Source organism: Flavobacterium mesophilum (assembly GCF_039581405.1).
Lineage (GTDB): Bacteria > Bacteroidota > Bacteroidia > Flavobacteriales > Flavobacteriaceae > Flavobacterium.
The window spans coordinates 145,434-168,042 of the sequence record NZ_JBCPXZ010000001.1 but is presented as its reverse complement, the minus strand read 5'-3'; the positions used below and the strand labels follow the sequence as shown (position 1 = coordinate 168,042).

The 22,609-nt window shown below is 34.3% G+C and carries 17 protein-coding genes; 16 read left to right on the top strand and 1 reads right to left on the bottom strand.

What is annotated here, in order from left to right:
* The first annotated feature begins 103 nt into the window (after nucleotides 1-103).
* From AAYQ19_RS00655 to AAYQ19_RS00600, 12 genes are all read left to right on the top strand, one after another.
* Entirely contained in the window at nucleotides 104-442 is a 339-nt protein-coding gene (locus AAYQ19_RS00655) for a hypothetical protein (protein ID WP_343532781.1), read from the top strand.
* Between the two features lie 100 nt (nucleotides 443-542).
* Nucleotides 543-2,198 carry a peptidase domain-containing ABC transporter gene (locus AAYQ19_RS00650; RefSeq protein ID WP_343532779.1) on the top strand — a complete coding sequence of 552 codons (1,656 nt, stop codon included), beginning with the start codon at nucleotides 543-545 and terminating at the stop codon, nucleotides 2,196-2,198.
* A 2-nt stretch (nucleotides 2,199-2,200) separates the two neighbouring features.
* Nucleotides 2,201-3,556: an HlyD family secretion protein gene (locus AAYQ19_RS00645; protein WP_343532777.1), complete on the top strand. Its 1,356-nt coding sequence runs from the start codon at nucleotides 2,201-2,203 to the stop codon at nucleotides 3,554-3,556.
* Nucleotides 3,537-4,952 carry a TolC family protein gene (locus AAYQ19_RS00640; protein ID WP_343532775.1) on the top strand — a complete coding sequence of 472 codons (1,416 nt, stop codon included), beginning with the start codon at nucleotides 3,537-3,539 and terminating at the stop codon, nucleotides 4,950-4,952. The genes AAYQ19_RS00645 and AAYQ19_RS00640 overlap by 20 nt, the downstream gene beginning before the upstream one ends.
* 275 nt (nucleotides 4,953-5,227) lie before the next feature.
* On the top strand, nucleotides 5,228-8,446 hold the full coding sequence (locus tag AAYQ19_RS00635) for a glycosyl hydrolase (protein WP_343532773.1): 3,219 nt from the start codon (nucleotides 5,228-5,230) through the stop codon (nucleotides 8,444-8,446).
* Nucleotides 8,447-8,535: 89 nt separating this feature from the next.
* Entirely contained in the window at nucleotides 8,536-10,521 is a 1,986-nt protein-coding gene (locus AAYQ19_RS00630) for a GAF domain-containing hybrid sensor histidine kinase/response regulator (protein WP_343532771.1), read from the top strand.
* A 74-nt stretch (nucleotides 10,522-10,595) separates the two neighbouring features.
* Complete coding sequence (locus AAYQ19_RS00625; RefSeq protein ID WP_343532769.1) at nucleotides 10,596-10,961, top strand: response regulator transcription factor; 366 nt, start codon at nucleotides 10,596-10,598, stop codon at nucleotides 10,959-10,961.
* Nucleotides 10,961-12,175, top strand: coding sequence for a YaiO family outer membrane beta-barrel protein (locus AAYQ19_RS00620; RefSeq protein WP_343532767.1), 1,215 nt, complete (start codon nucleotides 10,961-10,963; stop codon nucleotides 12,173-12,175). The genes AAYQ19_RS00625 and AAYQ19_RS00620 overlap by 1 nt, the downstream gene beginning before the upstream one ends.
* A 1-nt stretch (nucleotide 12,176) precedes the next feature.
* Nucleotides 12,177-12,998, top strand: coding sequence for a hypothetical protein (locus AAYQ19_RS00615; RefSeq protein ID WP_343532765.1), 822 nt, complete (start codon nucleotides 12,177-12,179; stop codon nucleotides 12,996-12,998).
* A gap of 10 nt (nucleotides 12,999-13,008) precedes the next feature.
* The gene (locus AAYQ19_RS00610) at nucleotides 13,009-14,442 is read left to right on the top strand and encodes a glycosyltransferase family 2 protein (RefSeq protein WP_343532763.1); all 1,434 of its coding nucleotides are present in this window, start codon (nucleotides 13,009-13,011) and stop codon (nucleotides 14,440-14,442) included.
* 43 nt (nucleotides 14,443-14,485) lie between these two features.
* The gene (locus tag AAYQ19_RS00605) at nucleotides 14,486-15,298 is read left to right on the top strand and encodes an AraC family transcriptional regulator (RefSeq protein ID WP_343532761.1); all 813 of its coding nucleotides are present in this window, start codon (nucleotides 14,486-14,488) and stop codon (nucleotides 15,296-15,298) included.
* A 79-nt stretch (nucleotides 15,299-15,377) separates the two neighbouring features.
* Nucleotides 15,378-15,989 (top strand): DUF417 family protein, encoded by a 612-nt coding sequence (locus tag AAYQ19_RS00600; RefSeq protein ID WP_343532759.1) that lies wholly within the window; start codon nucleotides 15,378-15,380, stop codon nucleotides 15,987-15,989.
* 72 nt (nucleotides 15,990-16,061) lie between these two features.
* Here AAYQ19_RS00600 and AAYQ19_RS00595 read toward each other — a convergent pair whose 3' ends face one another.
* Nucleotides 16,062-18,005: a glycoside hydrolase family 97 protein gene (locus AAYQ19_RS00595; protein ID WP_343532757.1), complete on the bottom strand. Its 1,944-nt coding sequence runs from the start codon at nucleotides 18,003-18,005 to the stop codon at nucleotides 16,062-16,064.
* A gap of 610 nt (nucleotides 18,006-18,615) precedes the next feature.
* On the opposite strand from AAYQ19_RS00595, the gene AAYQ19_RS00590 reads away from it, so the two are divergent.
* From AAYQ19_RS00590 to AAYQ19_RS00575, 4 genes are all read left to right on the top strand, one after another.
* Complete coding sequence (locus AAYQ19_RS00590; protein WP_343532755.1) at nucleotides 18,616-19,800, top strand: serine hydrolase domain-containing protein; 1,185 nt, start codon at nucleotides 18,616-18,618, stop codon at nucleotides 19,798-19,800.
* A 117-nt stretch (nucleotides 19,801-19,917) separates the two neighbouring features.
* Nucleotides 19,918-20,913 carry an SDR family NAD(P)-dependent oxidoreductase gene (locus AAYQ19_RS00585; protein ID WP_343532753.1) on the top strand — a complete coding sequence of 332 codons (996 nt, stop codon included), beginning with the start codon at nucleotides 19,918-19,920 and terminating at the stop codon, nucleotides 20,911-20,913.
* A gap of 77 nt (nucleotides 20,914-20,990) precedes the next feature.
* Complete coding sequence (locus tag AAYQ19_RS00580) at nucleotides 20,991-21,815, top strand: helix-turn-helix domain-containing protein (RefSeq protein WP_343532751.1); 825 nt, start codon at nucleotides 20,991-20,993, stop codon at nucleotides 21,813-21,815.
* A 12-nt stretch (nucleotides 21,816-21,827) separates the two neighbouring features.
* Nucleotides 21,828-22,595 carry a methyltransferase domain-containing protein gene (locus tag AAYQ19_RS00575; RefSeq protein ID WP_343532749.1) on the top strand — a complete coding sequence of 256 codons (768 nt, stop codon included), beginning with the start codon at nucleotides 21,828-21,830 and terminating at the stop codon, nucleotides 22,593-22,595.
* Nucleotides 22,596-22,609 lie beyond the last annotated feature (14 nt).

Sequence of the window (22,609 nt, the reverse complement as noted above, 5' to 3'; positions counted from 1 at the left end):
AATTTCGACCTAAATTGCGCCTTCAAATTTAGAAGATATGTTAAGCCAAATCAGAAATAGTTTTTTATGCAAATGCCTGCAGGTGTTGCTTATAGGCTATTTTTTGATTAGCAGTATAAACATATCAAACAGTTTTGGCAGAATCATTAAAGAGAATGCTGAAATGCATTCAGTAAAAGGAATCACTTGTCACTTTTTAAAAAAAATATTCAATTGCGACAGTATCTCAGAAGAACTGGATGATTATGAAGCAAAAGATACTAAAACAACAAAACTGGCAAAAGGAATTCTATTATTAGAATACATAGTCCCTTTAGACACTGCATTGCCAGATTTATATTTCTTGATTAGATCAAATACAAAAAACTACATAAGCAACCCGGTCTTCTTGTTTGGGTTTTATGGCAAAATTCATTTGCGCCCTCCTCAAATTGCGCTTTAATTAAAAAAGACTTTTTGAATTTAGAAGCGATTCTAAACCTCATAATATGGCTACTCGCCATGTTTTGATCTATCTATTAATCTTGTATTTACATAAAATCATGACACCTTTTAAACGTTTTTATAGTTTGCTAAAACTAGATAAGCGCGATGTATATCAAATTATATTTTACGCCGCTTTTGCAGGTATGGTAAACCTGTCGTTGCCTTTAGGAATTCAGGCGATTATTAATTTTATTCAGAGCGGACAGCTTAGTGTATCTTGGATTGTTCTTGTAATTTTAGTTACCGTTGGAGTTGGTTTTGGTGGTGTTTTGACCATCCTGCAACTTCGAATAGTAGAGAATTTGCAACAACGAATTTTTGTTCGTTCTTCTTTTGAGTTTGCTTACAGGATGCCTTTGATCAAATTTAAAGAAATGTATTCTGAATATGCGCCAGAAAAAGCCAATCGTTTCTTTGATACTTTGATGGTTCAAAAAGGTACGGCTAAGCTTTTATTGGATTTCTGTACGGCATTTTTGCAAGTTGGTCTCGGAATCATTTTATTGGTTTTGTATCATTCTTTCTTTATGGTAATCGGACTTTTGTTTATTGTGATTCTATATGTCATTTTTAAATTCTCTTATCACGACGGACTTGAAACGAGTCTTAATGAATCAAAATTCAAATACAAAGTTGCCGCTTGGCTTCAGGAAATTGCACGCAATCGTGAAAGTTTCAGGAAAAAAGGCGGTTTTGAATATGCCTTAAAACGCAACGATGGTTACGTAACGCAATATGTGAATTACCGCGAAAAGCACTTTCAGGTAATGAAAAAACAATACATTCAGCTGACTATTTTTAAAGTAATTGTTACGGCTGCCCTTTTATCTATTGGTGGTTTTCTGGTAATTCACCATCAAATGAACATTGGGCAGTTTGTAGCAGCTGAAATTGTAATTGTATTGTTGATCAATTCGGTAGAAAAAATCATTTTCGGACTTGAATCATTTTATGATGTGTTGACTTCTGTAGAAAAAATAGGGCAGGTGACCGATATGGAAATTGCATGTATTCCTGAAAAATCAGCAATAAACGAAGCAGGAATTACAATTGAAACCGAAAGTGTAGCTTACAATTATCCAGATCATAATAAAAAATCGCTAAAAAATATCAATCTGAAAATCAATCAGAGTGAAAAGATATTATTAAGAGGAACAAACGGTGCAGGAAAAAGCACCTTGTTGCGATTGCTCGCAGGTTTATTAGAACCAGAAAGCGGTGCTATGTATGTTACAGATACGTTTATGAATCGCCTTGATGAAGACAGTTACAGAGCGCAGGCGGGAACGTATTTGCAAGGTGACACATTATTTGCAGGCACAATTAGAGAGAATATTCTTTTTGGGAATGAAGAATTGAATAACGACGACTTGAAATGGGCTTTAGACAGTGTTGGCTTAACACCAGACATTAAAACATTTCCAAACGGTTTGGAGCATCAAGTGCATCCAGGCGGACATGAATTATCTGCTTCGGATATTCAGAAAATACTTTTAGCAAGAAGCATTGTTCATAAGCCAAACATATTATTCCTCGAAGATCCGGTTGATAAAATGGATGAATTGACTTCGGGTAAAATTGTTGATTTTTTACTTTCTGAAGAAAATGACTGGACGGTAATTGTTACTTCTAAAAATGATATTTGGAAGAACAAATGCGATCGTATGATTACAATCGACGACGGAAAAATTATTAATGACATAAAGCTTTAATCATGCTCAATATATCTAAAGATAACAATATACTTATAACGCCGGGAAAGTACGCTTCGATTACAAGTGTCGCGCGCCGTCCGCATTATAAAATTTTAAACAGAGTAATAATTGGTTTTTTGGCTTTTTCGGTAGCTTGTCTTTTCTTGCCTTGGACGCAGAATATTTCAGGAAACGGATCAGTAACAACTTTAAAACCAGATCAAAGACCTCAAACTGTACATAATGCCATTGCTGGAAGAATTGAAAAATGGTATGTGCAGGAAGGTGATTATGTGAAAAAAGGAGATACCATTGTTTTTATTTCTGAAGTAAAAGAAGATTATTTGGATCCAAATCTTGTTGACAACACAAAACAGCAAGTTGATGCTAAAAAAATGGCTGTGGAATCCTATGGAGACAAAGTGAATTCTCTTGAAGTTCAAGCAAAATCGCTGAATACAGAAAGAGAATTAAAACTCCAACAAGCGCAAAATAAAATAAGACAGTCACAGCTGAAAATCAAAAGTGATAGTATGGATCTTGAAGCTGTAAAAACACAATTGCGAATTGCAAAAACGCAATTTGATCGTTCGACAGCATTGAATAAAGAAGGTTTAAAACCGCTTACTGATGTGGAGCAAAAAAGATTAAAACTTCAAGAATCAGAAGCTTATATCATTACGCAACAAAATAAACTTTTGAGCAGTAAAAACGAATTGATAAACGCTAAAGTCGAGATCAATAGGATTTCTGCGGAATATGCGGAGAAAATCTCAAAATCAAGAAGTGATAAATTCACGGCTCTAAGTACGCAATATGACACTGAGGCGCAAGTGAATAAACTTCAGAATCAATATGTAAACTACAGTCTGAGAAATGGTTTGTATTACATTACGGCGCCACAAAGTGGTTATGTAAACCGTGCTTTATTGGCAGGTCTTGGAGAAACTATTAAAGAGGGAACTCCAATTGTAAGCATCATGCCAGCAAGCTATGATATTGCGGTTGAAACCTATGTTGATCCAATTGATCTTCCGTTGGTACATCGTGGAGCAAAAGTCAGAGTCTGGTTTGATGGCTGGCCAAGAATCGTATTTTCAGGATGGCCGGGATTATCTTATGGAACTTATGGCGGAAGAATTGTTGCAATTGAAAATTTCATCAGTTCTAATGGAAAATACCGAGTACTTATTTCGCCAGACGGCCCAGATAATAAATGGCCAAAAGAATTGAGTATTGGAGCAGGAGCGCAAAGTATCGCTTTGTTGGAAACAGTTTCAGTTTGGTATGAAATATGGCGAAACCTGAATGGTTTTCCGCCAAATTATTATAAGTCAGATGTAAAGGAGGCAAAAGATGGAAAAGACAAAAAATAAATTGAGGACAGCTATACTGTTTTCTCTTTTATTTCTATTTGGCTTTTCTAACCTATACAGTCAGGATTTTAATAAAGAAGAACTCAGTTACAGCGAATTTTTAGGATATGTAAAAAAATATCATCCGTTGGTAAAACAGGCGAATCTTGAAATCACAAATGCACAGGCAAAATTGATGCTTGCGCGTGGTGGATTTGATCCGAAAATTGAAGTAGATTACAGTAAAAAAGAGTTTAAAGGAACTGAATATTATTCGCTTTTAAACAGCAGCTTCAAAATTCCGACTTGGTACGGAATCGAGATAAAAGCTGGTTTTGATGATACTGACGGACAATATTACAATCCGCAGAATAAAACGCCAGAAGCAGGTTTGACTTCTTTGGGGGTAAGTGTTGCTTTAGGTCAAGGAATGTTTATCAACCAAAGAATGGCGGATGTAAGAGAAGGAAAATTACAATTGAAATTAAGCGATGCGCAACGAAAATTAAAAGCAATTGAAGTTTTGTACAAAGCCAGCGAAGCGTATTTTGAATGGAGAAAAAGTTATAACGAAGCACAACTTTACAACAAGTATTTAGGATTTGCAAGTACTCGTTTTGAAGGTGTAAAAAAACTGATTGAGCTGGGTGATGCGCCGTCGATTGATAGTGTTGAAGCGGGAATCACCGTTAGAAACAGACAATTGAATGTTGAAAACGGAAATTTGAAATTGGCTAAAGCCAAATTATATCTGGCTAATTATTTATGGATTGAAAATGTTCCAGTAGAGTTAGACGAAATGGTAAAGCCAGAAGAAAATCTAAGTCAAACAGTAGAAGGAACGCTTAAGACAGATGCCATGATGGTGAATCTTGAAAGTTTGGAAGCACACCCGAAAATTCAAGCTTTGGAAACAAAGATGGATATGTTGGAAATCAACAGAAAACTGAAAGCAAATTCAATGTTGCCAAAGTTAAATGTAGGTTATAATTATATTTCTGAGCCGTCGTATTGGAACTCTTTTAACGCTGATGACTATAAGTTTAATGTGGATTTCAGTATTCCCATTTTTTTAAGAAAAGAAAGAGGAAGTCTTAAAATGGCTAAGATCAAGATTCAAGATTTAAAATTCGATATCGACCAGCAAAGGCTTGAATTGAAAAACAAAATTAAAGCACAGCAAACCGAAATTACATCTTTGAAAAAGCAAAAAAATGTGATTGATCAATTGGTTAAAGATTATTTGACGATGCTTAATTCTGAAGAAAAGCTTTTTTCATTCGGCGAAAGCTCTATTTTTTTAATCAATTCGCGAGAAAATAATTTGGTTAGCGCAAAATTATCTCAGATTAGTTTGGAGAACCAATTTTACATTTCAAATGCTGAGTTGTACAAAATATTGGCAAATCCAGATTAAGTTAGGGTTTATTTGTTTACTTAGTTGTTGGTTATTTAGGAGAAAACAGCAGTAATTATTTTTACTGCTGTTTTTGTTTTTTATAATGCTGAACAAATATAAAAAATTAAAAGACAGGATAGTACATGACGGATGAATTGAAGGTATTGGATAAATTTGAATTTAATGAAAAATGATTTTCAGTATTATTTCTAACTATCCCAGACCAAACCAAAATGTTTTATAAGCCGTTATTTTTAATTTTTTGCATTAGCATAATCGCAGGTTGTAGCAGTTTGAAAAATAGTCATACAGATACTTTATCGAGTGCTAAATTCGGTTTTTACAATCCACAAGATAGTACACGAACTAAAGCCTGGTGGTTTCATGGAGAGACTGAAACGACAAAAGTAGGAATAACAGCCGATTTAGAAGCTTTCAAAAAAGCAGGAGTTGGAGGCGTGATTTATTATGATCAAAGCCATGGAAAAGCAATCAATGCTTTAGAAGGTTTTTCAAAAGAATGGTGGGCGATGTTGCGATTTTCGGCAGAAGAAGCAGCGCGTATCGGACTTACGTTTGAACTGCATCTTTCAAATGGTTATGTTGCAGGAGGTCCGTGGATAACTAATGAGACGAGTATGAAGCGTCTCACTGCGACTGAAATTGTTGTTGAAGGAGGAAAGAAATTTTCTGCTAAATTACCAGAACCGAAGAACAAGTTTAATTTTTTCAAAGATGTAGTTGTATTGGCTTTTCCAACGCAAGCAGGAGCAGGTAAAACCTCATTTTCCGAAGAGGTTAAAATTACCTCTAATAGCAAGGAAATAAATTTAAAATCCCTTTTCAATCCAGATTCACTCTCAACAACAAAAATTGCTAGAAACGATTCGGGTGTTTACATCAATTTACTATTTTCTGAAGATTTTGAAGCTCGTAGCATAACCTACAAAATGCAACCGAGAGGCAAAGCTTCTTCAAGCGCTACAAATGTTCCTGGTCCTCCAGGTGAAATTTTTGTTGGTACAGGATATCGAGTTCTGCCAGATTTTGGACAGTTGGAAGTTTCTTATGATGGTGTTCACTATGAAAAAGTTTGTGATCTAAAGCCTATTTATAAAGCGCACGAAAGCTGGAGACAAAAAACAATTTCTTTTAATGCCGTAAAATCACGCTATTTTAGATTGAATCTGCATGATTGGTGGGAAGAATCAGAAAAAAATCAAGAACTGCTTTTGAATTCGATTGTATTGAATTCGGTTGCAAAATTGGATCAATACGAAGAAAAAGCAGGACTTTTTGCAGAATATATCGAAGCAGACAAAACACCAAAATACAATAGCTCCGAAGTTATAAAGTCAGAAAATATTATAGATTTAACTGAAAAGATGGATGCTGATGGAACATTAAAGTGGGATGTGCCATCAGGAAATTGGGTAATAATGCGTTTTGCTTATGAACCAACTGGAGCATCAACTAAACATGGAAGGGCAAATTTAATTGGAAGAGAATGCGATAAACTTTCAAAGGAAGCGGCAGAAATTCATTGGAATAATTATGTTGGTGTCATTGCCGATTCTTTGAAAAAATCAAATAGCGGACATCTTTCAGGAATTGCGATGGACAGTCATGAAGCCGGAGCGCAAAATTGGACCAATAATTTCATACAAGATTTTAAAAATTATCGAGGTTACGATCCGACAAAACATTTGCCATCCATGATGGGCTATGTTGTTGACGATGTAAAAAGCTCTGATGGTTTTCTTTTTGATGTTAGACGAAATATAGCAGATTTAATTTCCGATAATTATTACGGAACATTCGATAAACTGGCAAAAGCCCGAGGATTGCATTTTACAGCCCAAGCAATTGGCAATGCCTTGTGTATTGTTGGCGATCCTATTCAGGCAAAAGGAAAAGTTGAAAAGCCTCAAGGCGAATTTTGGGTAATACATCCGAATGGGAATTACGATATAAAAGAAAGTTCTTCGGCGACACATCTGTACGGCAAGAAAATTGCTTCTGGCGAGGCTTTTACAGATGCCAAATATTCAACATCGCTTGCAGAATTAAAATCACTTGCAGATTATGCATATGCTTTTGGCATCAATGAATTTGTTATTTGTGCCTCTGCGTATCAGCCTTGGCTTGACAAAATACCAGGAAGCACAGGAGGCGGAAGACAATATGCAATTAACAGAAATAATACTTGGTGGAATTATAGTAGTCCGTTTTGGGATTACCAAGCTAGAAGTTCTTATTTGATGCGCCTCGGCAAATCGACCGCTTCAATATGTGTTTATCTTGGCGAAAATGCTCCTGTGAAAATTGTTACTAATCGTCTTCCTGAAATACCGGGAGGTTTTGATTTTGATGCATTTTCAACTGATGCTTTGCTGAATAGGATGGATGGAACCGATGGTAAAATAGTGCTTCCTGATGGAGTTGCATATCAAATGATGGTTCTTCCACGAAATGGCGATATCACACTTGATGCCTTAAAGAAGATTGAAAAAATTGTTGAAAAAGGAGGTTCTGTTTACGGTTCTAAACCTCTTGTTTCAAAATCAGCTAAAGATATTGGAAAAGAGCAGGAATACACTAAAATTAGTAATCAATTATGGGGTGGAAATCCTTCTGAAAAAGGTAATAATAACTTCGGAAAAGGAAAGGTATATTGGGGTGGCACATTGAAAGAAGCACTTGAATCTGCAAATATTCAGGCAGATTTGTCTTTAGAAAATTCAGATTGTAAAAGTTCAGCTATTTATTTTACACATAGAAAATTGAAAGATGCTGATGTTTATTTTTTGGACAATCACAAAGACGAAGCAGAAAATAATCTTTTCACATTTTCTTCTAAAGGAAAACAGGTGCAGTTTTGGAATTTGATTACAGGCAAACGTTACGCTGTGCCAATCGAGAAAAACACAAACAATTGCGTTTCTGTTCGATTGTCTCTTGCGGCGCGTGAATCGGCTTGTATTATCATTACTAATGTGTTCGAAAACCTGCCTTTTTTGACTAATCTAAAACCTTCTGAAATTGATGTTTTAAAGGGACCATGGGAAGTTGATTTTGACCAAAAACTTGGCGGTGTCGGCAAAATAACATTTGAAAACCTAAAAGATTGGACAGCATTTAATGATCCCAAAATAAAATATTATTCAGGAACAGCAATCTATAAAAAAATCATATCTATTGATCCTGATGGAAAAAAAGTAACGATTGATGTTGGAAATCCAAATTTTGTTGCTCAAGTTTTTGTAAACGGAATAGATGCTGGAACTGTTTGGTGTTCGCCATGGCAAGTAGACATTACTTCATACTTGAAAAAAGGACAGAATGATTTAGAAATTCGAGTTGCGAATTCTTTGATGAATAGAATGATTTACGATTCTCAACTTCCAGAAAATGAAAGAATAACGTATTCGTATCCAAGTATTGCATCTTCATCAGATAAACTAGAAAATTCTGGATTGAAGAATGTAAAACTTATTATAGAAAAGCTTTAGGGAATTTTTATCATTGTTTTTGCATCTTAATATTTATTCGGAGTTTTCGACGAAATGCTGTACCTTTATGCACTTTACCACTAAATATAATGAGCAAAGAAAACCCCATTCCTGACAATGAATTTGAGCGTTTAGCAGCTTTAAAACGTTACAATATATTAGATTCACTTCCAGATCATGCTTTTGATGATGCCACAAAACTGGTTTCGTATATCTGTGGCGTGCCAATTGCCCATATTTCTTTTATCGATGAAAGCAGACAATGGTTCAAATCTGAAATCGGAATTGGAGTTTCTGAAGTACCACGCGAAATCAGTTTTTGCCAATATACCATTATGGAAAAAAAACTGGTCGAAATCGATGATACATTATTGAACGAACGATTTAAAGACGATCCGAATGTTACTGGCGGTTTTAAAATAAGATTCTATGCCGGAATTCCACTGACTACTCCTGATGGATATAACATTGGAACAATCTGTGCAATTGATCATGTCACTAAAAAACTGGATGAAAATCAACGTAATGCACTTTCAATCATTGCAAAACATGTCATCAATCAGTTAGAAGTGCAAACAAAAAATATTGAATTAGACGCTCAGAAAAAAATTGCGGAGCGAGCGGTTCACGCAAAAGACAGTTTTTTGGCTAATATGAGCCACGAAATCAGAACGCCTTTGAACGCGATTATTGGTTTTACGGATCTTTTGGCACAAACAGAATTGGATGAAGTACAGCGTGATTATATTGATAGTGTCCAAATTGCTGGTGAAAATTTGCTTCTAATTATAAATGATATTTTGGATCTTTCTAAAATGGAATCTGGAAACTTGACAATTGATTCCGAGCCATTTAATTTAAAAAAGACACTTAAGCATGTTTATAATTTGCTAAAAGTCAAAGCGCATAAAGAGGTCGAATTCAATCTGTTTTTAGATGCTGATATGCCAGACATGGTTATTGGAGATCAGGGAAGATTAAACCAGATTTTAGTAAACCTTGTTGGAAATGCATTAAAATTTACTGTTGAAGGTGATGTCACGGTTTCGGTAAAAAAGGTTGATGAAACAGAAGACCATTATTCGCTTAGATTTTCAGTGAAAGACACCGGAATTGGAATTCCGGAGGAAAAACTTAATAGCATTTTTGAACGTTTTACACAAGCTGAAGAAAGTACAACAAGAAGATTTGGAGGTACTGGACTTGGATTAAATATTGTAAAACAGTTGATTGAATTGCAAAAAGCCGAAATCAATGTGAAAAGCAAAGAAGGAAGAGGCTCAGAGTTTTCTTTTGTTATTTCATATAGAAAAGCAGATAAAGCTGTTGATGAAATAAAAATATTATCAAAAAATGATCTTGGAAACCTGAAAATTTTGCTTTGTGAAGATAATCCACTGAATCAAAAATTAGCAAAAAGCGTTATCAATAATTTTGGTTTTGAATTGGATATTGCTGAAAATGGGGAAGAAGGAATCGAGCTTTTGTCCAAAAACAAGTATGATTTGATTCTGATGGACCTTCAAATGCCCATAAAAGATGGGTATCAAACGACTGAGCATATCAGAAATGAAATGAATTTGAATATTCCGATTATCGCTATGACCGCACATTCGCTTGTTGGAGAACAAGAACGCTGTTATAAATCGGGAATGAATGCTTATGTGCCAAAACCTTTCAAACAAGCAGCGCTTTTAAAAGCGATAAAAACAGTAATGAGTCAAGACCCAGATCAAGTAAAAAGAAGATATATTGATTTTTCTATTTTAGATGAAATGGCTTGCGGAAACCCAGATTTCAGAAAAGAAATGATTGATCTTTTTATTGAAAAAATTCCAGCTCAAACGGAGAGTTTAGTTGAAGCATTTAAAAATGAAGAATACGATATAACAAAAAAACTGGCACATAACATGAAATCAAGCACAGACATTTTCATGCTGACCGATTTGACAGAATGTTTGTCCATTATTGAAGAAGAAGCTTCGCAAGGTGAATTCACTTCTGAAAGTGCCGATAAAGTAAATGTTTTACAATGTGGCATCGAAGAGACCGTTAAAATCCTTAAGGAGCTTTGATAAAAAAGAAATAAGTTTTAGCTTTACATATACGCCTAACATAAATAACATTTTTGCCTCAAAATTTAATACCAATGAGAATAGTTTTAGCTGAAGATAATGATATCCTACGCAAATCATTATCATTTTTCTTAGAGTCCAAAGGATTTGATGTCGATCAATTTTCTGATGGAAAAGATGCGCTTGAAGCCATCGAAAAAAACAATTACGACTTGATTTTAACCGATATAAACATGCCCGGCATTAGCGGAATGGAAATTACGCAATATGTCAGGGAAACTATTAATTCAGATGTTCCTATCATAATACTGACTTCTTCTGGTGTAGAACAGACTGAATTGGATTCTTTTGATCTTGGCGCTAATGAGTTTATTGCCAAACCAATTAGTCCTGCTGTTCTTTTAGTACGAATTAATAAGTTGTTAAAAATCAAAGCTTAATGAAATTTCTATATTATTCGATTGTTTTGCTTTTTGTTTCTTCCATTTGTTTTGGACAAGAAGTAAATGTAGACGCCGTTTTGGAACAGGTAAAACAAGAAACAGAGAAGAAAAATTTTGATAAAGCTTTATCATTAATCGAACCTTTGCGTGCAAAATTCCCTGAAAATGAAGATATTCAAACCTACACAGGCCGAATTTATAGTTGGAAAAAAGATTATGCCACATCAATAAAAATATTGAGCCCGTTGGTGGATAGAGCAAATCCAAATCCGGATGCTTTGTTGGCCATTATCAATACCTATTTTTGGTCAGAACAATATGAAAAATGTATTTCGTATTGCGATAAATATTTGGCAATCGAGTCAAAATCAACAAATGTGATCAAAATAAAAGCGACTTGCCTTGAAAAATTGAATCGAAACCAAGAAGCTTTAGAACTTATAGAAAGAGCATCGATTGCAGATAACAGCACACAACCTTTTAGAAGTATTCGAACGCTTATCGGGCAAAAAGCAAAAAATGCAATTGCAGTATCTTACCTTAATATTTCTACGTCAGAGCCTGGAACATCGCCATTGCATTATGGATATGTAGAGTATTCGCACAAATTCAGCAAATCGGCAATTGTGGGGCGTGCAAACGTCGGAAACACAAGCAACGATACGCAAATGCTTTTTGAAACCGATTTTTATCAAACCTTTTCAAATAAAAGTTATTTGTACGCTAACGCTGGACTTTCAACAGGAGAAACGATATTTCCAGTTGCAAAGGCTGGTCTAGAATACTATTTTGCACCAGTTAAAAAATTTGATTTCGCATTTGGAGCCCGATTTATGCATTTTGAAAGTGATGATATAACGTTGCTTACAGGACAAGTTGCATATAATACTGGAAATTATACTTTAGCCTATCGACCATATTATGATACCGGAAATTCGCTGTTTTCTCATGTTCTGAGTTTACAGAAAACCAATGAAGAAAAAGAAAGCATCATAAGACTAGAACTTCAATACGGAACAGTTCCGTATTTGTATCTTTATAATGGTTTCACTCAACCATTAGAAGCATTTAGAGTTGGATTACAATACCAACATCGTTTTGGAGATTCATTTTTCGTTCGTCCAATTTTCCTTTATGAACGCGAGGAATACATTCCAGGAGAATATAGAAACAGGTTTAATGTTCAGTTAATCGTTACGAAGCGTTTTTAATATGGAAAAAGTTTGGGAACTATATGAAAAAGGCGATTGGGTTGTACCATTTTTGATTTTTTCGATATACTTGTTTATTGGATTGTCTTTTGCTTTATATCTGTTCATTATTTGGAGCCGAAATAAAAATATAAAAAGAGAAAAACGCAGAATTGAATACAGCGCAGCAATAGAAGAATTAATGGCAGCCGTTGTGTTTGAAGATAAGACTTTTGCCGTAATTAAAGAAGAGCGAAGTTTGAATTTGTTTTTAAATAATGCATTTTTCAGGGAAGTTGTAATGGAAACGATCATAAATCTGCATAAAAATTATGACGGCGTTTATGCTAAAAAATTAGAGCAACTTTATAAAGATTCGGGGTTGATAAACGATTCGTTTAAGAAACTTCGAAACTTTAGATGGGAGGTAAAGTGCAAAGGAATCACAGAACTTGCTGAGTTTAATATCAATGAGGCATTTGAAAACATTATAACATTTTCAAAAGCAAGAAAAAAGACTCTAAAAATTGTCGCAATTAATGCTTGCATCAAACTTGCGGGAACAAAAGGTATTGTTCATTTGGCAGAACATCGTGATCCTATTGATGATTGGACGCAACTGAATATCATTGGTGCTTTTAAAAAACATGACATTGGTGATACAAAAGGAGTAGAGCTTTTATTGGAATCAAAAAACACTACTGTAATTACACTCGGCTTAAAACTGATTAAGGAGTTAAAGCTTACGCAAAAAGTGCCTTATGTTGCAGAGTTAGTAGATCGGGCGCCGAATACTGTAATTAAGTATGAAGCACAAAATGTATTACAGACCTTAACCGTATAATTATTAGCTAATGGATTTTTTAAATAATGATTTGATATGGTTTGTAGATTGGTATATAGTCCTCATTTTGGGCTATGCTATATTAATCATGTCATCGTATCTTATATTAGCTTATTTGTCTACAAAAGAACTTACGAGCTACCTTAAAAAAAATAGTTTTGTCGATTATGAAGTTTTACTTACAAGCGAATTTGGACCAAAACTTTCTTTGATTGCGCCAGCTTATAACGAAGGTTTTACGATTGAAGAAAATGTAAAGTCTTTGCTTTCATTGAATTATAATAATTATCAAGTTATTGTGGTGAATGATGGTAGTAAAGACAATTCAATGGAAATTCTCATCAAAACGTATGATTTAGTTTTGACCGAACTTGATTTTCACCCCCAAATAGAAACCAAAAAACTAAAAGGAATTTACACTTCCAGAAACGCCGCTTTCAAAAAATTAATTGTAGCCGACAAGGAAAATGGAGGTAAAGCCGATGCTTTGAATGTAGGGTTGAATATTGCTCAAAATCCGTATGTGGTTTGTATTGATGTAGATTGTATTTTGGATAAAGATTCACTTTTGAAATTAGCAAAACCATTCTTAGAATCTCACGGAAAACGAATTATTGCGACTGGTGGTGTAGTGAGAATTGCGAATCAATGTATTATCAAAAATGGGCGTTTGGTCGAAGTGAATATTCCGGATAGTATGATTCCGAGGATTCAGGTTTTAGAATATTTACGTGCTTTCCTTTTAGGAAGAATGGCATGGGGAAGATTGGATGGTTTATTGTTAATTTCGGGCGCTTTTGGCGCTTTTGACAAAGAAATTGCATTATTGGCTGGAGGATATAGCACAAAAACGGTAGGAGAAGACATGGAACTTGTGGTGCGTATGCGCCGTTATATGCTTGAAAATAAATTGCCATATTCCGTAAGTTATATTCCAGATCCGCTTTGTTGGACAGAGGCTCCGGAAGAGTTTAAAATATTCAAAAAACAACGCAGTCGTTGGATGAGAGGAACAATTGAGACATTGAGTTTTCATAAAAAAATGTTCATGAATCCTAAATATAAATTGCTAGGAATGATTAGCGTTCCATATTGGACATTGTTTGAGTTTCTGGCTCCAGGTATTGAATTTATTGGCCTTCTGATCACCTTAGTTTTTATAATTTTAGGAATGCTTAATTGGCATTTTTTCTTTTTGCTGGTATTGTTTGTTTATACTTTTGCCGTTTTCTTTTCAGTTTTGGCATTGTTCAGTGAAGAAAGAACGTTTCACAAATACCCAAAACAAGCCGATTTTTTTAAATTGCTTTTGGCAGCATTTATTGAACCGTTGTATTTTCATCCAATGGCGGTTTATGCGGCTTTAGTAGGTTATAAAGAAAAAATCAAAGGAACGCATGGTTGGGGCGAAATGACCAGAAAAGGTTTTACCAAAAAGCAATAGTTGTTTTTGGATTTTCTTAATCTTCAAAAAAGGAATTTCAGCTATGAAAATTGAATTAGAGAAAACCGATTTTTTAGGAAAAGAAATAAACGAACCGTATTATTATATCTTGATGTTCGACGGAAAAGTTTCTTTTTCGGTTGATCTTGTCGATTATGAGTGCAATGGAAAAAGCCTCATTTTTTTATCTCCTTATCAGTTATTCAAATGGCAAAATTCTTCGGCAGCTTTCATAAACGAATTAAGTTTCCACGGCGATTTTTATTGTATTGAATATCATAAAAAAGAAGTCGCCTGTAACGGAATTTTATTTAACGATATTTATAGCGAACCTTTTGTAACGATTTCTGATTTCATTTATGAAGAAATTAGAAATATTTTTGAAAGAATGAAAAGGGTAGAAGATTCTAAGCTTGATTATGATGATTCGATTCTTAAATCTTATCTGCAAGTTGTTTTGGCATTGAGCAGCAAAGAAAAACAATTGAAAATGTCTTCTGAAATTCAGGAATCTATCGGTAATGCAACGATTTTACAATTTCAGCAATTACTTGATGAACATTTTCGTGAAGCAAAAGAAGTCGCTTTTTATGCTTCAAAATATAAATTGACCGTTAATACATTCAGCAAAAGAATTAAAAAGCATTTCGGGAAATCGCCAACACAACTTATACAGGAACGTATCGTTTTAGAAGCAAAAAAACTGATGCATTTAACGGTCAAGCCGATTAGGGAAATTGCCGTAGATCTTAATTTTGAAGATGAGTTTTATTTTAGCCGATATTTCAAAAAGAATGTTGGAATTTCTCCTAAAGACTTCAGAAAAAAAGTCGGTATTTCTATTGTGGCAAAATAGTCCATGTAAACTCCTTTAAGTCCATTTTTATCCAGACACTTGTAAACTAATTTTGGTGTGTATTTAAAACACAATCAAAATGGAAAAATTTATAAGATTTATTGCTGGCGGACAAAACAATTTTGTTCACTTTTTAAGAATAGCCATCTTCGTTGTTATGGCTTGGATTGGCGGATTAAAAGCCTTTAAATATGAAGCTGACGGAATTGTTCCGCTTGTTGCAAATAGCCCTTTTATGAGTTTCTTTTATAAAGATGCCAATAAAATTGTGGTAAATGAGGAAGGGAAACAAGTTGCTGCTTATACATTACACAAAAATCTAGAAGGCAAAACAGTAGAAAAAAATATTAAATGGCACGAAGAAAATGGCACTTACATTTTCTCATACGGCTTAGGTACTGTAATTGTGTCAATTGGCTTATTGGTTCTTTTAGGAATTTGGTTTCCAAAAATTGGACTTTGGGGCGGACTTTTGACGTTCGGAATGTCATTTGTCACGTTATCTTTTTTAATCACAACGCCTGAAGTTTACGTTCCAAATTTAGGAGGCGATTTCCCAACGCCAGAGTTTGGTTTCCCGTATCTTTCTGTTGGAGGACGTTTGGTTTTAAAAGATATAATTATGATGGCCGGCGGTTTGATAATTGCTTCTGACAGTGCCAAAAGAATTCTAAGCAAAGCAAAAAAATAATTCAGTAAGAAAATAAAAAAATCCCTGCATATTAAGAGTGCAGGGATTTTTATAAAGTCCTGTTTTAAGGAATTATGGCATAAACAAAACCGTTCCACCATTTGCGGAAAGCTCTAGATTGAACGATGCATTATTTAATTTTGTCGTACTGAATTTTGATTCCTGACCTTCACCGTCACTTATGATAGAAACGTTTTTGCCTTTTAACATCGGAAGATTTACTGTGATGTTTTTTGGTGCATTTTCGCCATTAATTGCAGCAACATACCATTTCGTGTTTTTTCTGCGGGCAATTACACAATATTTTCCAGGATAACCGTCTATAAAAACCGTTTCGTCCCAAACTGTTGGGACAGCTTTTAAATAATCGAATAAATACGCTGGTTTTTCTTTTAAGTTTTCTGGTGTCAACCCCCAATGTTGAACGGCAGAAAAGAAAACAACTGCTGTTGCCATTTCAAAAGCATCAGTAGTTTTACGAATTGTACCTTTGTTGGGCTCACGATGCAAACGTTTATTTAGAAAAACTGGACCAAAATCCATTGAAGCCACAGCATTTCGTGTAAAAGGATAAATCGTTGCCGTTGAAGGATATTTGTCGCTGAATGCTTGTTGGAAAACCAAATTTTCTGAAGCAAGAACAGCCTCGCTAGTCATGTAATTTGGGTACATTCTTTCCCAACCACGCGGAAGTGTAGCGCCATGAAAATTAATATTCAAGCCAAATTCTGCCGCATCAACAAGTATGTCGTGATACAATTTCATTGTGGCTTGTTTGTCTCCGCCAAAAAAATCAATTTTTAATCCTTTTACACCAATTTGTTGCAACCATTTCATTTCTTCACGACGTGCTTCTGAAGTATTCATTTTGTTTTTTGGCGTTTGTGGCGCGGTATTCCAATTTCCATTTGAATTGTACCAAAGCAAAACGCCAACATTTTTTGATTTGGCATAATTCACCAATTCAGCCATTTTTTCTTTCCCAATATTGACATCCCAAAGCGCATCAATTAAAATGAATTCGCATTTCATGTCTGCTGCAAGATCAATAAACGTTTTTTGATCGTTGTAATTACAACTTTCATCTTGCCAAACAATCCAGCTCCAACTTGCACGGCCAGAATCAAATATTTTTGAGGTTTTTACCAACGGTTTTACAACATCTGTAGAAGCTGTCGATTCGACAATTGGCTTTAAATTTTTTCCGATTGTAATTGTTTTCCATGATGTTTGCATAGGCAAAGTTGCTGTTGCTGTAATTGGGCCATTATGATTGTTCTCGCCTTCTTGCGGAAAAGTAACAGTGTAAATTCCGTCTGCACTTGCATCACTTAGGCGAGTTCCAACATAATTTCCACTGATTCCAGTTTCAGAAATCAACATCCAGCCTTTATCTTCTACATGAAAAAGTGCAGGAAAAGTAAAACCTAATCCATATTGCGATTTTGTTCCAACAGAAGCTTCTCTAGTATATTCTTCTTCATAAGAAGGTTTTGTTTTTTCCCAACCGCTTAATGGTGGTGCTTGAGGGGTAATAAACGTGGTCGATTGTAAAGGAAGCTTGAAACCCGTAATTTCTTTTTCAATAGTACAGTCTCCACTATTTTTTTTGCTTTTCGGAATTAGATAACTGAAAGCAATATCTGTATTTGTAATTCTAAAAATGACATTTAAGGTATCGTTTGCATTGTTTGTGAAAATGCATTTTAATTGGTTTGCCTTATAATTCACTTGGCTGGTTTTAGAACGATCCAGTTTATAAGACTCTTGGATTTTTTCTTTGGTACTACCAACCAATTTTAGGTTTTTAGAAAAATCTCCGGCAGTACTTACTAGACCAAGGGGAGACTGGCCAAGAAATTCATTGTTTTGAAAATGTATATTATAGAAAGCATTTCCATTGGTTACAGAAATTTCGAGTTTTATGTTTTTATCAGGACTAAAAGCTTCTGTTTTTTGTGCTTGAAGCGAATATGTAATTGAAAATAAAAAGAAACTAAAAAAAAGACATCTCATTTTGGCGGTTTTAAATAGGTTAGTAAAATATAACGGTTAAAAAATAGTTATAAGTGTAAAAATAACACTATTTTTGAAATGTTTTTTAAATGAATCATTTTGAATGAAGATTTTATTTGGCAATTTTGAAGAATAGTTTTGAAAACCCAAGTGTTTAAAGGCGTTTAAGCGTTTTGATTTTCTTTAAAAAAAATTCCAGAACAACCCTATAAGTTGTGTATAAATGATCACGACTAAAATTTATTTACCCAGAGAAGATGCTGTTTATTTTTGAATTAAATATTGTAGATATGATTCTTGAGATTGTATCGCAAAATGTAATAGTTGAAATGATGTTATTGCTTTTCATCTTTTTTGGATACGGAGTTTGCTTATTTATTATTAGAAAAACCATTTTGAATTCTAAAAAAAAGCAATAAGGATTAAAATTCCATTGGTATGATTTCGGTAAAATTAAACTAGAAAATTCTTATTTTGAAATTGTTTATTTTTCTATTAAGTTTATAATCAGATTGTTTAACGATGATTGTACTTTAGAAAAGCTATTTAAAAGCTTAAGTCGGTTGTCTGATAAAAATCGAAAACAGGCTAATCTTTTAATAACTTTAAAATGAGAAAAATTCTTTTGATTACTTTTCTTGCAGGTCTTTTTTCTATGTCTGCCCAAAAATCTACTTCAATTCATAAACTCGACGGAACTTCTATTTCCTCGGATTCTTTAACCAACAAAATCAAAACCTTAATGGCAAAAGCCGATGTTAAAGGATTGGCTGTAGCAGTTTTTAATACAAAAAAGCCTGTTTATATGAAGGCTTTTGGTTACAGTGATGTCGAAAATAAAAAAGAATTGCAATTTCAAACTAATATGTACGGCGCTTCTTTAAGTAAAGCGGTTTTTGCTGTTTTAGTACTGAAAATGGTTGAAGAAGGCGTCATAACTTTAGACAAGCCATTACAAAGTTATCTTCCAAAACCAATTTACGAATATGAACATAAAGTATGGCATGAAGATTACACTGATTTGAAAGCAAGTCCTAATTATGTTAAAGTTACAGCCAGATTGTGTTTGGATCACACTGCTGGATTCCCAAATTGGCGTTGGTTCGAACCTGATGAAAAATTCCGCATAAAATTTGAGCCCGGAACAAGATATAGTTATTCAGGCGAAGGGCTTACATATCTTCAAGTTGTGATTGAGAAAATTACAGGAAAACCCTTGGAAGAGTTGGCTCAAGAAAAAATATTCAAACCATTAGGAATGACAAATTCCAGCTATAAATGGCAGGAAAAATTTGAAAAAGATTATGCTTATGGTTATGATAATGATGGAAAAAAACAGGAAAAGGATAAAGATAATGCACCAAGAGGAGCAGGGACACTCGAAACAACTGCAGAAGATTACAGCAAATTCCTTACGGCAATTTTGAACAAAAAGATTCTTAAACCGAAATCGTATCAAGAAATGTTTAGTTCGCAGATTCGCATTCGTTCTAAGAATCAGTTTGGGCCTGGCGCAACAGAAGATGGCAATTGGAATGATGCAATCGATCTTTCGTATGGTTTAGGATGGGGCGTTTTAAAATCACCTTATGGAGTTGGCGCTTTTAAAGAAGGGCAGGGTTCTGGTTTTCAGAATTATAGTATTGTTTTTCCAGAAAAGGGAATCGGAATGCTGATTTTGTCTAATAGCTATAGTACGGGAGAAATCATAAAATATCTATTAGAAACGGCAATTGCAGATACATATACACCTTGGGAATGGGATCAATATATTCCATATGATGCAAAAAAATAATTTTTATTCTTAAAAATGGCCTTTTAAGCAAAGTGAATTGAGACGTTTAAACAAAGTTGAACCAATACCTTGATAATACCTTTGTTCCAGTTAGAAACAATTAAAAAATTTCAAAAAATGGAACAAAACAATTATCAAGGTGCATTACAACAGCCAATCAATTCTGGTTTTAATGCTTTATCAACAGCTAGCGAAGTCATAAAAGGTATTGATCTTACTGGAAAAATTGCAATAGTAACAGGTGGAAATACAGGTATTGGCCTGGAAACCGTAAAAGTACTTGCAGCTGCAGGAGCAACAGTAATAGTGCCAGCAAGAGATTTAGAAAAAGCAAATAGAAATTTGTCAAATATTGCAAATGTAAAAGTTGAAGCAATGGATTTGTCAGATTCTAAATCAATTGATGCTTTTGCGGAGAAATTTTTAGCTTCAAATAAAACACTTCATTTGCTTATTCACAATGCAGGAATTATGTGGGTGCCACTTCGAAGAACAAATGATGGTATTGAATCACAATTAGCGACAAATTATTTAGCCCAGTTTCAGCTTACCGCAAGACTTTGGCCGGCGCTCAAAAATGCAAATGGCGCAAGAATAGTAAATGTATCTTCACAAGGACATCAATTTGGGAATTTCGATTTTGAAGACCCAAATTTCTTTAATAGAGAATGCGAAACACTTCAGGCTTATGGACAATCAAAAACGGCAAGCAATCTTTTTGCGTTAGAGTTGGATCAAAGGGCAAAAGAATTCAACGTAAGAGCCTATTCGGTTCATCCAGGAGCTATTGGCGGAACTGAATTGGCTAGAGAAGCTCCATTGGAATTATTTATTAAAATGGGATTTTGTGATGCAGAGGGTACTATTTTGCCTGAAGTAGCGGCATCTTTAAAAACCATTCCGCAAGGCGCTGCAACTACAGTTTGGTGTGCTGTAAGTCCTAAACTCAACACTATTGGTGGCGTTTATTGTGAAGATTCAGAAATCGCCTCAGTAACAAATGCTGACCATATAACTCCCGGCGTAAAAAAATATGCATTGGATGAAAAAAATGCCAAGAAATTGTGGAGTTGGAGCGAAAAAAACACAGGAATCAAATTCAATATTAATTAAAGCAAAAAAAGACTGCTGCTTATTTTTTTAATATCTTTAGAAGAAATAAACAGCAGTTTTTCCTGTTAGAAAAAGCAATGGATTACGAAGCAAAATATATTACCGAAGACATCAAACTTTCCTGTTATGAAGATAAGTTTTTCAAATTAGATGTTATGTTTGAACATCATATGCTAATATGGTTTATCTCGGGCGAAACAAAAATTGTACAGGCAGATGCCACATATGTTTATAAAAAAGGAGATATTTTTTTAATTCCGAGAAATCAACTGGCAACTATAATCAATTACCCTAAAGACGGACAACCGCACAAAACCGTCGTTATGCATTTATCTGTAGCGAAATTACGTGATTTTTATGCGAAAATTGAGGTAAAGCCTAAAACGATTGAATCTCATAAAATATATAGCTTTAATGCTCATCCTTTGTTAGAAAGCTGTTTGGCCTCTTTGATTCCATATTTTGATATTGATAATCTTCCGGATGACATTGCTTCCCTTAAAATCACAGAAGCGATTACTATACTTAGAACAATCGATAAAGAAATTGACTCTATTTTGGCGAATTTTGAAGAACCAGGAAAAATAGATTTGGCGGGATATATGGAAAGAAATTTTATGTTTAATCTGCCGTTAGAAAGATTTAGTTATTTAACAGGACGAAGTCTGACTACTTTCAAAAGAGATTTCAGCAAAACTTTTGATATGACGCCACAACGTTGGCTTACGAAAAAACGCTTGGAATTAGCACATTATCAATTTTCTGAAAAAAAGAAAAAACCAATTGATGTTTGTTATGAAACAGGTTTTGAAAATCTTTCGCATTTTTCAACCGCATTTAAAAAGAAATTTGGATATGCACCAACAGATTTATTAAACCGATTAAATAAAGATAACTTATAAATAAAAATAGATATGCCTTGGAATCCAGAAATATACAATAAGTTCAAAGATATCCGATTCAAACCTTTCGTAGATTTAATGGAGCTTATAAAGCCTGCAGAAGCTGGAAATGCAATTGATTTAGGTTGCGGCACTGGAGAGCAGTCGATTTTTTTGGCCGAGAAATTCAAACAGCTAAATTTTCTTGGCGTTGATTCTTCTGCTGAAATGCTGGTAAAATCAAAAGCATTTGAGACAGAAAATCTTCATTTTGAACAATTTTCAATTGAAGCAATCGCTAATTCGGATAAAAAATGGGATTTAGTTTTCAGCAATGCCGCCTTGCAATGGTCGGACAATCACGAAGAATTATTTCCAAAACTCATCAATTCACTTAACTCGGGCGGACAGTTTGCTGTACAAATGCCAGTTCAGAATGAAAATGTATTGAATAAAATATTGCATGAGCTAGTTGATGAAGAACCTTTTAAAAGTTATTTGAAAGGCTGGAAAAGAAATTCCCCTGTTTTAAGTATGGATCAATATGCACAGCTAATGTTTGATGGCGGACTTGAGGACATACAGGTGATTCAGAAAGTATATCCAATTATTGCTCAAAATCACGACGAGCTTTATGATTTTATTTCAGGCTCAGCATTGATTCCGTATATGGAACTTTTGAATGAAGAGCAGAAAAAACTTTTTACAGCTGTTTATAAAGAAAGAATAGCAGTCAATTTCCCGAAACTTCCTGCTATTTACGCTTTTAAAAGGATCTTCCTTTACGGAACAAAAGCCTAAATAATATAAAATTT

Coding starts and splice junctions, on each gene's coding strand:
- AAYQ19_RS00585 (WP_343532753.1), top strand. CDS start 19,918: ATGGAACAAAACAATTATCAAGGTGCATTACAACAGCCAATCAATTCT.
- AAYQ19_RS00575 (WP_343532749.1), top strand. CDS start 21,828: ATGCCTTGGAATCCAGAAATATACAATAAGTTCAAAGATATCCGATTC.
- AAYQ19_RS00600 (WP_343532759.1), top strand. CDS start 15,378: ATGGAAAAATTTATAAGATTTATTGCTGGCGGACAAAACAATTTTGTT.
- AAYQ19_RS00620 (WP_343532767.1), top strand. CDS start 10,961: ATGAAATTTCTATATTATTCGATTGTTTTGCTTTTTGTTTCTTCCATT.
- AAYQ19_RS00595 (WP_343532757.1), bottom strand. CDS start 18,005: ATGAGATGTCTTTTTTTTAGTTTCTTTTTATTTTCAATTACATATTCG.
- AAYQ19_RS00650 (WP_343532779.1), top strand. CDS start 543: ATGACACCTTTTAAACGTTTTTATAGTTTGCTAAAACTAGATAAGCGC.
- AAYQ19_RS00615 (WP_343532765.1), top strand. CDS start 12,177: ATGGAAAAAGTTTGGGAACTATATGAAAAAGGCGATTGGGTTGTACCA.
- AAYQ19_RS00580 (WP_343532751.1), top strand. CDS start 20,991: ATGGATTACGAAGCAAAATATATTACCGAAGACATCAAACTTTCCTGT.
- AAYQ19_RS00590 (WP_343532755.1), top strand. CDS start 18,616: ATGAGAAAAATTCTTTTGATTACTTTTCTTGCAGGTCTTTTTTCTATG.
- AAYQ19_RS00605 (WP_343532761.1), top strand. CDS start 14,486: ATGAAAATTGAATTAGAGAAAACCGATTTTTTAGGAAAAGAAATAAAC.
- AAYQ19_RS00645 (WP_343532777.1), top strand. CDS start 2,201: ATGCTCAATATATCTAAAGATAACAATATACTTATAACGCCGGGAAAG.
- AAYQ19_RS00630 (WP_343532771.1), top strand. CDS start 8,536: ATGAGCAAAGAAAACCCCATTCCTGACAATGAATTTGAGCGTTTAGCA.
- AAYQ19_RS00625 (WP_343532769.1), top strand. CDS start 10,596: ATGAGAATAGTTTTAGCTGAAGATAATGATATCCTACGCAAATCATTA.
- AAYQ19_RS00610 (WP_343532763.1), top strand. CDS start 13,009: ATGGATTTTTTAAATAATGATTTGATATGGTTTGTAGATTGGTATATA.
- AAYQ19_RS00640 (WP_343532775.1), top strand. CDS start 3,537: ATGGAAAAGACAAAAAATAAATTGAGGACAGCTATACTGTTTTCTCTT.